This is a genomic window from Metapseudomonas resinovorans DSM 21078, from assembly GCF_000423545.1.
Taxonomy (GTDB): Bacteria; Pseudomonadota; Gammaproteobacteria; order Pseudomonadales; family Pseudomonadaceae; genus Metapseudomonas; species Metapseudomonas resinovorans.
In genome coordinates, this window is the sequence record NZ_AUIE01000034.1 from 59419 (window position 1) to 72394 (window position 12976).

General features: G+C 63.6%; 11 protein-coding genes and 1 pseudogene. 5 read left to right on the top strand and 7 right to left on the bottom strand.

Annotated features, from left to right (window positions below):
* Positions 1-2: 2 nt before the first annotated feature.
* From G559_RS0120435 to dksA, 6 genes are all read right to left on the bottom strand, one after another.
* Complete coding sequence (locus G559_RS0120435; RefSeq protein WP_028630032.1) at positions 3-1406, bottom strand: polynucleotide adenylyltransferase PcnB; 1404 nt, start codon at positions 1404-1406, stop codon at positions 3-5.
* 681 nt (positions 1407-2087) lie between these two features.
* Positions 2088-3515 (bottom strand): sigma-54-dependent transcriptional regulator, encoded by a 1428-nt coding sequence (locus tag G559_RS0120440; protein ID WP_028630033.1) that lies wholly within the window; start codon positions 3513-3515, stop codon positions 2088-2090.
* Positions 3516-3537: 22 nt separating this feature from the next.
* Complete coding sequence (locus G559_RS0120445) at positions 3538-6492, bottom strand: sensor histidine kinase (protein WP_028630034.1); 2955 nt, start codon at positions 6490-6492, stop codon at positions 3538-3540.
* A complete protein-coding gene (locus G559_RS30470) occupies positions 6476-6652 on the bottom strand; it encodes a hypothetical protein (RefSeq protein WP_003095129.1) in 177 nt (58 codons plus the stop codon). The genes G559_RS0120445 and G559_RS30470 overlap by 17 nt, the downstream gene beginning before the upstream one ends.
* Before the next feature lie 60 nt (positions 6653-6712).
* Complete coding sequence (gene gluQRS, locus G559_RS0120455; protein WP_028630035.1) at positions 6713-7600, bottom strand: tRNA glutamyl-Q(34) synthetase GluQRS; 888 nt, start codon at positions 7598-7600, stop codon at positions 6713-6715.
* 51 nt (positions 7601-7651) lie between these two features.
* Positions 7652-8095 carry an RNA polymerase-binding protein DksA gene (gene dksA, locus G559_RS0120460; protein WP_028630036.1) on the bottom strand — a complete coding sequence of 148 codons (444 nt, stop codon included), beginning with the start codon at positions 8093-8095 and terminating at the stop codon, positions 7652-7654.
* Positions 8096-8288: 193 nt separating this feature from the next.
* On the opposite strand from dksA, the gene G559_RS0120465 reads away from it, so the two are divergent.
* On the top strand, positions 8289-9464 hold the full coding sequence (locus tag G559_RS0120465) for a pyridoxal phosphate-dependent aminotransferase (RefSeq protein WP_028630037.1): 1176 nt from the start codon (positions 8289-8291) through the stop codon (positions 9462-9464).
* Positions 9461-10168: a DNA/RNA nuclease SfsA gene (gene sfsA, locus G559_RS0120470; protein WP_028630038.1), complete on the top strand. Its 708-nt coding sequence runs from the start codon at positions 9461-9463 to the stop codon at positions 10166-10168. Before G559_RS0120465 ends, sfsA begins: the two co-directional genes overlap by 4 nt.
* A 3-nt stretch (positions 10169-10171) precedes the next feature.
* On the opposite strand, the gene G559_RS0120475 is transcribed toward sfsA, so the two are convergent.
* Positions 10172-10495, bottom strand: a complete 324-nt coding sequence (locus G559_RS0120475) for a Rieske (2Fe-2S) protein (RefSeq protein WP_028630039.1) — start codon at positions 10493-10495, stop codon at positions 10172-10174.
* A 237-nt stretch (positions 10496-10732) separates the two neighbouring features.
* On the opposite strand from G559_RS0120475, the pseudogene G559_RS30990 reads away from it, so the two are divergent.
* The 3 genes and pseudogenes from G559_RS30990 to G559_RS0120490 all read left to right on the top strand — a co-directional run.
* Positions 10733-10915, top strand: a pseudogene (locus tag G559_RS30990) (hemin-degrading factor); the annotation flags it as partial.
* A gap of 247 nt (positions 10916-11162) precedes the next feature.
* Entirely contained in the window at positions 11163-12200 is a 1038-nt protein-coding gene (locus tag G559_RS0120485) for an iron ABC transporter permease (protein WP_028630040.1), read from the top strand.
* Entirely contained in the window at positions 12200-12967 is a 768-nt protein-coding gene (locus G559_RS0120490; RefSeq protein WP_028630041.1) for a heme ABC transporter ATP-binding protein, read from the top strand. The genes G559_RS0120485 and G559_RS0120490 overlap by 1 nt, the downstream gene beginning before the upstream one ends.
* Positions 12968-12976: the final 9 nt, after the last annotated feature.

Sequence of the window (12976 nt, forward strand, 5' to 3'; positions counted from 1 at the left end):
GATCAATCGCCCGAGGTGCCGGGAGCGCCGTCGCTGCGTGGGCCGCGCCTGCGGCGACTGCCGCCACGCCTGCGGCGCTGTCCGGAGGGCTGGTCGTCCTTCGTGCTGAGCTCGCGAATCATGTTACGGCGCTGGCTGTCGCTGGCGTCCTGGTAATCGGTCCACCAGTCACCGAGGCCATCGGTTTCTTCGCCGGCACTTTCGCGCAGCAGGAGGAAGTCGTAGCCGGCGCGGAAGCGCGGGTTCTCCAGCAGCAGGTCGGCGCGTTTGCCGTTGCGGCGTGGCAGGCGTTCCTGCATGTCCCAGATTTCGCGGATCGGAATGCTGAAGCGCTTGGGAATGGCGGTGCGCTGGACCTGTTCCATGATCAGGCCGTGTGCCGCTTCCTGCATGGCCGGGATCGGCGGCATGCCGCGCTCCTGCAGTTGCGCCGCGCGGGCAGGCATGGCCGGCCAGAGCAGGGCGGCAAACAGGAAGGCGGGGGTAACCGGCTTGCCTTGGCGAATGCGTTCGTCGGTGTTGATCAGCGCCTGGCGGATCAGGCGACCGGTGTATTCCGGGTCGCGTTCCAAGGCTTCGGCGCTGGCCGGGAACAGCGGGGCGAAGAGGTCGTACTCCACCAGCAATTCGAAGGTGCGTTCGGCCTTGCCGCTGAGGAACAATTTGAGCACTTCGTCGAACAGGCGTGCCGAGGGAATCTCTCGCAGCATGGGGGCAAGGCTGCGAATGGGCGCCGCGCTGTGCTTCTCGATCTCGAAGTCGAGCTTGGCGGCAAAACGCGCGGCCCGCAGCATCCGAACCGGGTCTTCCTGGTAACGCTGCTCGGGTATGCCGATCAGGCGCACCAGGCGGTTGCGAATGTCGTGCACGCCATGGGCGTAGTCGAGGATGCGCTCGGAGGTCGGGTCGTAGTACAGCGCGTTGATGGTGAAGTCACGGCGCTGGGCGTCATCTTCCAGGCTGCCATAGACGTTGTCGCGCAGGATTCGGCCGCTTTCGTTGCGGGCGGCCTGGTTGCTGTCTTCTTCTTCCTCGCCTTGCGGATGATTGGCGCGGAAGGTGGCGACTTCGATGATCTCCCGACCGAACTGCACGTGGGCCAGCTTGAAGCGGCGGCCGATCACCCGGGCGTTACGGAATTCGGCGCGGACTTGTTCCGGGGTGGCATTGGTGGCCACATCGAAGTCCTTTGGACGCAGGTTCAGCAGCAGGTCGCGTACGCAGCCACCGACCAGATAGGCCTGGTAGCCGGCTTTCTGCAGGCGCTCGACGACTATGACGGCATTGCGGCTGATGTCTGCACGGCGCAGCGAATGCTGATTATTGCCCAGTACTTCGGGTGTGCTGCGCGGATGTTGGGCACGGCGAAGGGGAGAGCGGAAAGACTGGAACAGCTTCTTCAGCATGGGATGCACTGTTTTGCGGAATGGACGGCCAGAAAAGGATATGGGCGCACGATGGCCGCGAATTCTAGCACTGGGAGGGGGGATGTAGAAGAAAAGGTCTGAAAGGAGTCAAAGCTACTGGGGGAGCCGAAGCTCCCCCCCAAATTGGTGCGTGCTTTGTTTTTATTGTATCGGGCTTGGTGTTTTTGTTGTTCGACCCGCTCCAGCAGGCTTTCTGCCTCTGGAAATGCCCTCCAAACGAGGGTTAATAGCAAACGGATTGCTTTGGACGCTGATGGTGCCGTGATCATTCCATGACCCAACCAGTACGGGTGCTGTCTGATGACAGTTTTATTGTTCTCGGTCTGGCTGTGGGGCAAGCCCCAAAGGCAACTCCTCTCCAAAAGAATCAGTTAGCTGCGCCTCCGTTGTTTTGTTTTTGTTGTGCTGGAGTCGATACGTCTTGTTTTTATTGTGGGGTTCAGCATTTGTTATTGTTGTTGTGCCGCAGATAAAGCAGATGCCGTGCCAACTTTTACGATTCCTTGTAAATCAAGGGTTTGCGATGGTGGTGGGCTGAATGAAGGGTAAAAAAAAGCCGGGTTTTCGTTACCTTTAAACCCGGCTTTGTTACGTGATGTTAGGCGGGGTAACAGCTTGGGGAACTGAATGTGTTCCCGGCTTGTCGCCCTCGCCGGGCGCTCAAGGCCCGGCAGCGGCGCCCGATTTACGGCGGGGAATGCCCAGGCGCTGACGGCGCTCCCACAGGCATTTGCGGCTGATACCCAGCTTGCGGGCCAGCTCGGTCTCGGTCATGTGGTCCTGGTGCTCCAGTACGAAGTGCTGGAAGTAGTCTTCCAGGGACAGGTCCTCGGTGGGCTCATGAGCTGTGTTGTTGGTCGGGCTCGGGGCGATGGCATCGTTGAAGTCATCGTCGTCCAGGTCGTCCAGCTCGATGTCGATGCCCAGCAGGTCCGCCGAGATATCCGGGCTCTCGCAGAGGATCACCGCGCGCTCGATGGCGTTCTCCAGTTCACGCACGTTACCTGGCCAGTTGTAGTGGCGGATTGCCTGTTCGGCGTCAGCAGCGAAGCGCAGGCTGTCGCGTCCCATTTGTGCACACTGGCGCGCCAGGAAGGAGCGGGCAATTTCCAGCACGTCGCTACCGCGCTCGCGCAGTGCGGGAAGCTTCAGGGAGATGACGTGAAGGCGGTAATAGAGGTCTTCGCGGAACTGGCCGGTCTTGGCCAGGGTCTTGAGGTCGCGGTGGGTCGCTGCGATCAGGCGCACATCGACCTTCTGCGACTGCACGGAACCCACACGGCGAATCTCGCCTTCCTGCAGGACGCGCAGCAGGCGCGCCTGAGCTTCCAGGGGCAGTTCGCCAATCTCGTCGAGGAACAGGGTGCCGCCATCAGCCGCTTCCACCAGGCCGGCGCGGCCAGCGGTAGCGCCGGTGAAGGCGCCTTTCTCGTGGCCGAAAAGTTCGGACTCGATCAGGGTTTCCGGGATCGCCGCGCAGTTCACCGAAATCAGCGGCGCCTTGGCGCGGCGGGAGAGATTGTGCAGGGCTCGCGCCACCAATTCCTTGCCAGTGCCGGACTCACCCTGGATCAGTACGGTGGAGTCGGTCGGGGAGACTTTGCGGATCTTGCTGTAGAGTTCGAGCATCGGCGGGCAGGAGCCGATGATGCCGATATCGCCGTCGGCGTTGGCGGCTGCTGCCTTGTCACCGCCACGACCGGCACTGGGGCGATCGTTCGGCGCCGACTTGGCGTCCTGGCGCTCCTTGAGAATGCGCGAAACCGCCTGGAGCATTTCGTCATGGTCGAAGGGTTTGGCGATGTAGTCCACCGCGCCCATCTTCATCGAGTCCACCGCCGAGCGCAGGCTGGCGTAGCTGGTCATGATCAGCACCGGGGTGCCCTGGGCCAGCTTGATCAGTTCGGTACCGGGAGCGCCGGGCAGGCGAAGGTCGCTGATGATCAGGTCGAAACCGGGAATGCTGTAACGCTCCTGGGCTTCCTGTACGGAGCCCGCTTCGCTGACCTGGTACTGGTTGCGCTCCAGTAGGCGGCGCAAGGCCGAGCGAATGATGGTTTCGTCTTCGACGATCAGAATGTGTGGCATTAATTCGGCTCTCTAGACGGTCTCAGCTCACGGCGGATGTTGCTTCGACAAAACGAGGCAGCGTCACCCTGATTCGGGTGCCGCGCTGGTGCTCGGAGTCGGCCGGGCTTTCGATGGTTATCTGTCCATAATGCTCTTCCACGATCGAATAGACCAGTGCAAGGCCAAGGCCGGTCCCTTTCCCTGGGTCCTTGGTGGTGAAGAAGGGTTCGAACAGGCGATCGATGATCGCCTTCGGAATGCCGCTGCCTTCGTCTTCGACGACGAGGTCGACGGTGTGCTCCGAAGCTTCGCTGCGCACGCGGATGGCGCTGCCCACGGGGGAGGCATCGCGGGCGTTGGACAACAGGTTGATCAGCACCTGGGCGAGGCGCTGGGGGTCGCCTTCGACAATGTGCTGCGGATCGCAGAGGTTGAAGAAGTTCACCTCGATGCTGCGCTTGTTCAGTGAGAGCAGGCCGATGGCGTCCTGCGTGACCTCGGCCAGGCACACCGGTTCGCTGGCCTGCTGACGGCCGCCAGCGTGGGCGAAGCTCATCAGTGACTGGACGATGCGAGTGACGCGCTTGGTCTGTTCGAGAATCTGGCTGCTGAGTTCCTTGATCTCGCTATCGCCCTCGCGCTCTTCGCGCAGGTTCTGCGCCAGGCAGGCAATGCCGGTGATGGGGTTGCCGATTTCGTGGGCGACGCCGGCGGCCAGGCGGCCGATGGACGCCAGGCGTTCGGAGTGGACCAGCTTGTCTTCCAGTAGTTGGGTGTCGGTCACATCCTCCACCAGCAATACCAGGCCGCTGCTGCCCGGGGCCAGGGGCTCTTCGATCGCCGCCTTGTGCAGGTTGAGTGCACGGGCCTGGCCGTCCAGGGTCAGGCGCTGCTTGTGCAAGTGTTCGTCAGGGAGGTTGATGAAGCCTTCCAGCAGGCCCTTCCAGGGATCGGAGATGGTCGACAGGCGCGAGCCGACGACACGCTGGGCCGGAATCTCGGTCAGCTCCTCCATGGCGCGGTTCCACATGAGGATTTCCTGGTCCTTGGCCAGGGAGCAGACCCCCATGGGCAGCTCCTGCAAGGTCTGGCGATGGTAACGACGCAGGGCGTCCAGTTCCGCGGCGAGGCCGGTCAGGCGAGAGTGATAGTCCTCCAGCCGGCTTTCGATGAAGTGAATGTCTTCGGTGACGTAACCCTCGCTGCCCGACTTGTAGGGCAGGAAGGTTTCCACCATGTCCTGGGCCACGCTGGGTCCCATCAGGCCGGAGAGGTTGGCTTCGATGCGATCCCGCAGGCGGCGCAGGGCGTAGGGGCGGCGTTCATCGAAGGGCAGGTGGAGGTCGCGCAGGGCCTGTTCCACTTCCTTCTGAGCGGTCTTGGCGCCCAGGGGTTTGGCCAGTTGGGTGGCAAACTCCTGGGGCGAGCTGGCCATCAGTTCACGACGTTGCGGTCGGCGAACGTTGTCAACCGTGCAGGCTTCGGCGGCGCTGCGCTCTTCCGGGCTGGCTTCGGTGAAGAGCGAGACCAGGGTAAAGATCAGTACGTTGGCCGCCAGGGAAGCGATGGCTGCTATGTGCCAGCTGGTGTCATCGAGCACGTAGATGGCATTGAACAGTGGCAGGTAGATGCCCTGCAGATTGCCCACCAGCGGCAGCAGCATGGCGAACAGCCAGACGAGGAAGCCTGCCAGCAGGCCTGCGATGAACCCGCGGCGGTTGGCGGTCGGCCAGTAGAGTACCGAGAGCGCGCCGGGCAGGAACTGCAAGGTGGCGACGAAGGCAACGATTCCGAGGTTGGACAGGTCCTGTTCGGCACCCAGCAGCAGGTAGAAGCCGTAGCCGGCCATGATGATGAAGGCGATCAGGGCGCGGCGGGTCCATTTCAGCCAGCGGTAAATGTTGCCTTCGGCCGGTGGCTGATACAGCGGTAGCACCAGGTGGTTGAGGGCCATGCCGGAGAGGGCCAGAGTCAGCACGATGATCAGGCCGCTGGCGGCTGACAGGCCACCGACATAGGCAAGCAGGGCGAGCACCGGGTTGTTGACGGCGATCCCCAAGCCGAGGGTGAAGTATTCCGGGTTGGTGGTGGCGCCGAGTTTGAGGCCGGCCCAGAGGATCAGCGGGATGGCGAGGCTCATCAGCAGCAGGAACAGCGGCAGGCCCCAACTGGCGCTGACCATGGCGCGCGGGTTGAGGTTCTCGGTGAAGGTCATGTGGTACATGTGCGGCATGACGATTGCCGAGGCAAAGAACACCAGCAGCAGGGTGCGCCACGGGCCTTCCTGCAGCGGTGTGTGCAGTGTGGAGAGTGCGGCCTGGTTCTGCAGCAGCCAGAGCTCCAGCTCCCGCGGGCCGTCGAACACGCCATAGAGGGCGTAAAGGCCGATGCTGCCCAGGGCCACCAGCTTGACCACCGATTCGAAGGCGATGGCAAACACCAGGCCGGCGTGCTTCTCGCGGGTGGCGATGTGGCGCGCGCCGAAGAGGATGGTGAACAGGGTGATCAGGGCGCAGAAGCTCAGGGCGACGCGGTTGTGTACCGGCTCGCGGGTAAGAATGCCGATGGAGTCGGCCACCGCCTGGATCTGCAGGGCCAGCAGCGGCAGCACGCCGATGATCATGATCACCGTGGTCAGCGCGCCGGCCCAGGTGCTGCGGAAGCGGAAGGCGAAGAGGTCGGCCAGCGATGACAGTTGGTAGGTGCGGGTGATGCGCAGGATCGGATAGAGCAGTACCGGCGCCAGCAGGAAGGCACCCGATACGCCCAGGTAACTGGCGAGGAATCCGTAGCCGTACTGGTAGGCCAACCCGACGGTGCCGTAGAAGGCCCAGGCACTGGCATACACACCCAGGGACAGGGTGTAGGTCAGCGGGTGACGGACGATCCAGCGCGGTACGAAGCCGCGGTCACTGAGCCAGGCCACGCCGAACAGGGCCAGGAGATAGGCAGCGCTGATCAGGATCAGCTGGGTGAGGCTAAAGCTCATCAGCATCGCGTTGACTCTGGAGAATGAAGGTCACCACGATCAGGATCAGCCACAGCAGGTAGGGGCGGTACCAGGCGCCGTTGGGGTCGATCCACCAATCCATGATGGCGGGGGAGAACAGGTAGATTCCCACCACCAGGAGCAGGACCAGCCGATAGATGTACATGCCATAAATCTCGTCGTGTCTGCCGCGATGGTAGCGAATGCCCAGAGGTGCCGCGAGTGGCTAGCGAAGCTGCGCTTCGGCCAGCGTTCGGGTGCGTGGAATTCGCCGTGCGTCCCAGTGTGCGATGCCCCAGTCCAGCACATCGCGGGGGAGGTTGTCGGCCAGGTCGGCTGGTGGCTCCTGGCCCAGGGCACGCAGTGCGCGTGCCAGCAAGGGGCCGGCGGAGTCTGCCGACAGCGGCGGTGAGCGGTAGGACTTGCCCAGCTTGTGGCCGTCCGGCTGGATGATCAGCGGCACATGCAGATAGCGCGGTTGGCTGAAGCCCAGCAGTTCCTGCAAATAGAGCTGACGTGGGGTGGAGTCCAGCAGGTCGGCACCGCGGACAATGTCGGTAATGCCTTGCCATGCGTCGTCCAGCACCACGGCCAATTGATAGGCATAGAGGCCGTCGCGACGACGGATGACGAAGTCGCCCACTTCCCGCCCCAAATGCTGGCGGTACTCGCCCTGTACGCGGTCGACGAAGTGGTACTCGAGCTCCGGCACGCGGATGCGAATGGCTGCGTCGTGCTGCGGGTGCTGGGCGTTGCGGCAGAAACCCGGATAGATGCCCTGGTGGCCTTCCAGCTGCTTGCGCGAGCAGGTGCAGGCGTAGGCCAGCCCCATCTCGTAGAGACGGTCGATCACCTTGGCGTAGTCCTCGTGGCGGTCGCTCTGACGAACCATCTCGCCGTCCCATTCGAAACCGTAGTTTTCCAGGGTATGGAGAATCGCCGCTTGTGCACCTTCGACTTCCCGCGGCGGATCGAGGTCTTCCATGCGCAGCAACCAGCGGCCGCCGACAGCGCGGGCGTCAAGGTAGGAGGCAAGGGCAGCGACCAGCGAACCGAAATGCAGAAAGCCGCTGGGCGTAGGGGCGAAGCGCCCGATATAGGCAGGGGAGGTCATGGAACAGGACCCTGTAACGCGACGGGGCGCCGTTGGCGCCCCGTTTCGGCATCAGGAGCCGAGCTGCTTTTCCTTGATTTCCGCCAGGGTCTTGCAGTCGATGCAAAGGGTGGCGGTGGGGCGGGCTTCCAGACGGCGGATGCCGATCTCGACGCCGCAGGAGTCGCACCAGCCGTAATCGTTGTCTTCGATCAGTTGGAGCGTTTCGTCGATCTTCTTGATCAGTTTGCGCTCGCGGTCACGGGCGCGCAGCTCGAGGCTGAACTCTTCTTCCTGGCTGGCACGGTCGGCCGGGTCAGGGAAGTTTGCGGCTTCGTCCTGCATGTGGTGCACGGTACGGTCCACCTCTTCCATCAACTCCTGCTTCCATTTGTTGAGGATGTTGGTGAAGTGAGCGCGCATGCGGTCGCTCATGTACTCCTCGCCCTTGGTCTCTTGGTAGGGCACGAAGCCACGAATCAACTGGCTGTTCTGTTGTTTTGCATTGGTGGGCATGGATGGCCGCCTCTCACTTTCTTAATCCATTGCGCAGGATTATGGTCCATCGCCGGCGATGCCGGCCCTGCGGCTGCAAGCGGGCGAACTTACCAGATCAAATCCGGGTACGCCACTCCCCAGCGTCGTACATGCTGCAGCGTCCAGGGACCATTGGTTAGAATCCTCTCTTTGTCTTAATAAAGGAAGGCCAATGGCCCAGTCCTACAGTGCGCGCAGCCGCGCCATCGAACCCTTCCACGTCATGGCCCTGCTGGCTCGTGCCAACGAACTCCAGGCAGCGGGTCACGATGTGATCCACCTGGAAATCGGCGAGCCGGACTTCACCACTGCCGAGCCCATCGTCCAGGCCGGACAGGCAGCCCTGGCCGCCGGGCATACCCGATACACCGCCGCTCGCGGCGTGCCGCAGTTGCGCGAAGCCATCGCTGGCTTCTACGCATCGCGCTATCGGTTGAACATAGACCCTGATCGCATTCTCATCACCCCCGGCGGCTCCGGAGCGCTGCTGCTGGCCAGCAGCCTGCTGGTAGATCCGGGGCGGCACTGGCTGCTGGCCGACCCCGGCTACCCCTGCAACCGTCACTTCCTGCGCCTGGTGGAAGGCGGTGCGCAGCTGGTGCCGGTGGGCCCTGAGACCCGCTATCAGTTGACCCCGCAATTGGTCGAACGGCATTGGGACGCCGACAGCGTGGGTGCCCTGGTCGCCTCGCCGGCCAACCCGACCGGCACCGTGCTGCACGCCGACGAGCTGGCAGCCCTGTCGCAGACCCTCAAGGCTCGCGGTGGCCATCTGGTGGTGGACGAGATCTACCACGGCCTGACCTATGGCATGGACGCCAGCAGTGTGCTGGAAGTGGATGACGACGCCTTCGTGCTGAATAGCTTTTCCAAGTATTTCGGTATGACCGGCTGGCGGCTCGGCTGGTTGGTGGCGCCGCCGGACGCGGTGCCCGAGCTGGAGAAACTGGCGCAGAACCTCTATATCAGTGCGCCTTCGATGGCCCAGTATGCCGCTCTGGCCTGCTTCCAGCCGCAGACCCTGGAAATCCTCGAGCAGCGTCGCAACGAGTTCGCCCGTCGTCGCGACTACCTGTTGCCGGCCCTGCGTGAGCTGGGCTTCCGCATCGCCGTCGAGCCGGAAGGTGCCTTCTATCTCTATGCCGACATTTCCGCCTTTGGTGGCGATGCCTACGCCTTCTGCCGTCATTTCATCGAAACCGAACATCTGGCCTTCACGCCGGGCCTGGACTTCGGTCGCAATCATTCCGCTCAGCATGTGCGCTTCTCCTATACCCAGAGCCTGCCGCGTCTGGAAGAGGCAGTGCAGCGCCTGGCCCGCGGTCTGAAGACCTGGTCCGGTCAATGAGGTTCGCCCCGGCCCTGGAGGAGGGCAGGCTGCTCAAGCGTTACAAGCGCTTTCTCGCGGATATAGAAACGTCATCAGGGGAGCACCTGACCATTCACTGCCCCAATACCGGCTCGATGCTGAACTGCATGAGCGCGGGCTGCCGGGTCTGGTTCAGTCGCTCCAACGATCCCAAGCGCAAGTTGCCCGGTACCTGGGAAATCGCCGAGACGCCCCAGGGTCGCCTGGCCTGCGTCAATACCGCACGGGCCAATGCCTTGGTGGAAGAGGCGCTGCAGGCCGGCGTTATCAGTGAGCTGGCGGGCTTCAGCGCCCTCAAGCGCGAAGTGGGCTATGGGCTGGAAAACAGCCGCGCCGATTTCCGTCTCGATTACCCCGCTGGTCCGGCCTTCATCGAGGTGAAGAGCGTCACCTTGGGCTTTGATGACACGCCGGTCGCCGCATTCCCCGATGCTGTGACCCAGCGTGGCAGCAAGCATTTGCGCGAGTTGGCCGCGCTGGCGCGAGAGGGCGTGCGCGCTGTGCAGCTCTACTGTGTGAATCTTTCGGGTATCGATGCGGTGCGTCCAGCCGAGGAGATCGATCCGGCTTACGCGGCAGCCCTGCGTGAGGCTGTTGCTGTGGGTGTGGAAGTGCTGGCCTATGGGGTGGCGCTGACGCCGGAAGAAGTTCGCGTGTGTCGTTGTCTCGAGGTGAAGCTCTGAGGCTCAGGTGTCGATGAGCAACCAGATGCCGTCGGCATCTTCGCGGCAGTCCAGAGGTTGCAACACGTCGCCGGCGCAGGGACCGGTCACGCATTCGCCCGACTCGATCAGGAAGAGCGCGCCGTGGGTGGCGCACTGGATCAGGCTGCCGCTGTGATCGAGGAACTGGCCTGGCACCCAGTCGAGCGGAATTCCCCGGTGCGGGCAGCGATTCTCATAGGCGTGGATCTGCCCATGCCGGCGCACCAGCAAGAGTTTCAGTCCATCAACGACAAAGCCCCGACTCTGGCCTTCGGCCAGTTCAGAGGGGCGGCAAAGCAGGATCATCGGCATCTCCACGGCAGACGTGCATTATCGCGCGCCGCCGTGGCTTGCCAAGAGGGGCACATCCGTGTGCTGAAGGAATCAGATCTCCCAGACCAGGTTGACCGAGGCATTGCGGCCCGGCTGGGTGTAGTGGCCCAAGCTGCGGCTGTTGGCGTCCAGACCCTGGACGTCGCCCTACTGCCAGTGCTCCTTGTCGGTCAGGTTGAACAGGCCGGCGTTCACCGAGAAGGCATCGGTCAGACTGCCGGCGTTACCGAGCTGTGGCGCGTGCGCAAGCCCCGCACCGATGGCGTGATTACCAGTTGGTAAGCCTTCGATGCCGAAGGACAATTGGCCGTGCAATTGTTCGGCGCGCGCAAAGCCGGTATTCCGGAGTGCGAGGATTGGCGAGCACTGGCGGAATCCGCACCGGCGCTTTGAGGTCGTGCAGCCTGAGGCGCCTGGCGCCCTGATCCAGGTCAACGCACTGTCAGAGTAGGGCGTTGGCTTTTCCCGCATTCAGCGATGGAGTTGTTTTCGATGCGTCTTGCCGTTCTAGCCAGCCTTTGCGCAGGCATCCTGCTTTCTCTCCAGGCCTTGGGCCGCGCCTGCCTAATGTCATGGCCGCGCTGTCCGCAGGCTTCTATCCTTCGGCTCCGGCCCTGACCGAGAAAAGCCTGAGCCAGCCATGACTGCATCTCTTCACTCCCGCCCACTGTTCATCGCCCTGGTCGTCCTGCTGCTGTTAGCGCTTTGGCTGTCGCTGGCGCTGGGGCCGGTCAGCCTGCCACTGGGCGAGACCGTACGCGCGGCAATGCGCTTGGCTGGCCTGCCGTTATCCGGTGAGGGGCTGGAGCAGGCCGAGCTGATCCTTGGGCAGATACGCCTCCCGCGCACCCTGCTCGGGCTTGCGGTAGGCGCCGTGCTGGCGTTGTCCGGCGTTGCCATGCAGGGGTTGTTTCGCAACCCGCTGGCGGACCCGGGGCTGGTTGGGGTGTCCAGCGGCGCAGCATTGGGTGGGGCTGTGGCCATTGTCGGTGGCACCGCGTTGGGTGGATTGCCAGAGGCATTTGCCCCCTACCTGCTGTCCATTTGCGCCTTTGCCGGCGGGCTGGGCGTGACGTTGCTGGTCTATCGCCTGGGGCGTCACGACGGGCAGACCAGCGTAGCGACCATGCTGCTCGCCGGGATCGCCCTGACCGCACTGTCCGGGGCGGTGATCGGCCTGTTCACCTACCTGGCTGATGACGCGACCCTGCGCAGCCTGACCTTCTGGAACATGGGCAGCCTCAACGGTGCCAGTTATTCGAGGCTCTGGCCGCTGTTGATCGTGACACTGTTCGTGGTTTTCTGGCTGCCGCGTCGGGCCAAGGCACTGAATGCCATGCTGCTGGGGGAGTCCGAGGCCCGTCACCTGGGCTTCGATGTGGAGCGACTGAAGCGCGAGCTGGTTCTCTGCACTGCCCTGGGTGTGGGGGCTGCGGTGGCGGCGGCTGGGTTGATCGGCTTCATCGGTCTGGTTGTGCCGCACCTGGTACGCCTGGTTGCCGGGCCGGATCATCGGGTCCTGCTGCCGGCTTCGGCCCTGGCCGGGGCTAGCCTGATGCTGCTGGCCGACCTGGCGGCGCGCCTGGTACTGGCGCCAGCCGAACTGCCCATCGGCATCGTTACAGCACTGATCGGCGCGCCGTTCTTCCTCTATCTGCTGGTGCGAGGTCGCCCCTGATGCTGCGCGTGGAACAACTGGACGTGCTGCGAGGCAGCAAACAAGTACTCACAGGCGTCGATCTGGCGCTGCAGCCCGGCGAGGTGCTTGGGGTACTCGGCCCCAATGGTGCCGGCAAGAGCACCTTGCTAGGTGCCTTGTGCGGTGAGGTGCCGGCTGCCGCCGGAGCGGTCAGCCTTGACGGCCGTGCCCTGGGCGACTGGAACGGGCCGCAGCGTGCGCGACGCCTGGCCGTGCTGCCACAAAGCTCGACCCTGAACTTTGCCTTCCGCGTCGAGGAGGTCGTGGCCATGGGGCGTATGCCTCACGACACCGGACGCGAACGGGATGCCGAAGTCATCGCGCAGGCGCTGCACGCGGCGGATGCCAGTCATCTGGCCGGTCGCAGCTACCTGGCGCTTTCCGGTGGTGAGCGCCAGCGCGTGCACCTGGCGCGGGTGCTGGCGCAGCTCTGGCCCGGGGGCAGCGGGCAAATACTGCTGCTGGACGAACCCACCTCGATGCTTGACCCGCTGCACCAGCACACCACCTTGCAGGCCGTGCGGGGGTTTGCCGAGCGTGGCGTGGCAGTGCTGGTGATTCTCCATGACCTGAACCTGGCTGCGCGCTATTGCGATCGGCTGCTGTTGCTCGCCGACGGTCGCCCCTATGTGCTGGGCACGCCGGAGCAGGTACTCCAAGCCGAGCCGCTCAAGGCCGTGTTCGGCCTGGAGGTGCTGGTGCAGCGCCATCCGGAACGCGGCCATCCCCTGATCGTTGCACGTTGATCGAACAAG

Bases quoted from the DNA above. Each gene is read 5' to 3' on its own strand.
- G559_RS0120435 (WP_028630032.1), bottom strand. From the start codon at position 1,406: ATGCTGAAGAAGCTGTTCCAGTCTTTCCGCTCTCCCCTTCGCCGTGCC.
- G559_RS0120440 (WP_028630033.1), bottom strand. From the start codon at position 3,515: ATGCCACACATTCTGATCGTCGAAGACGAAACCATCATTCGCTCGGCC.
- G559_RS0120485 (WP_028630040.1), top strand. From the start codon at position 11,163: ATGACTGCATCTCTTCACTCCCGCCCACTGTTCATCGCCCTGGTCGTC.
- G559_RS0120445 (WP_028630034.1), bottom strand. From the start codon at position 6,492: ATGCTGATGAGCTTTAGCCTCACCCAGCTGATCCTGATCAGCGCTGCC.
- G559_RS0120490 (WP_028630041.1), top strand. From the start codon at position 12,200: ATGCTGCGCGTGGAACAACTGGACGTGCTGCGAGGCAGCAAACAAGTA.
- G559_RS0120465 (WP_028630037.1), top strand. From the start codon at position 8,289: ATGGCCCAGTCCTACAGTGCGCGCAGCCGCGCCATCGAACCCTTCCAC.
- dksA (WP_028630036.1), bottom strand. From the start codon at position 8,095: ATGCCCACCAATGCAAAACAACAGAACAGCCAGTTGATTCGTGGCTTC.
- gluQRS (WP_028630035.1), bottom strand. From the start codon at position 7,600: ATGACCTCCCCTGCCTATATCGGGCGCTTCGCCCCTACGCCCAGCGGC.
- sfsA (WP_028630038.1), top strand. From the start codon at position 9,461: ATGAGGTTCGCCCCGGCCCTGGAGGAGGGCAGGCTGCTCAAGCGTTAC.
- G559_RS30470 (WP_003095129.1), bottom strand. From the start codon at position 6,652: ATGTACATCTATCGGCTGGTCCTGCTCCTGGTGGTGGGAATCTACCTG.
- G559_RS0120475 (WP_028630039.1), bottom strand. From the start codon at position 10,495: ATGATCCTGCTTTGCCGCCCCTCTGAACTGGCCGAAGGCCAGAGTCGG.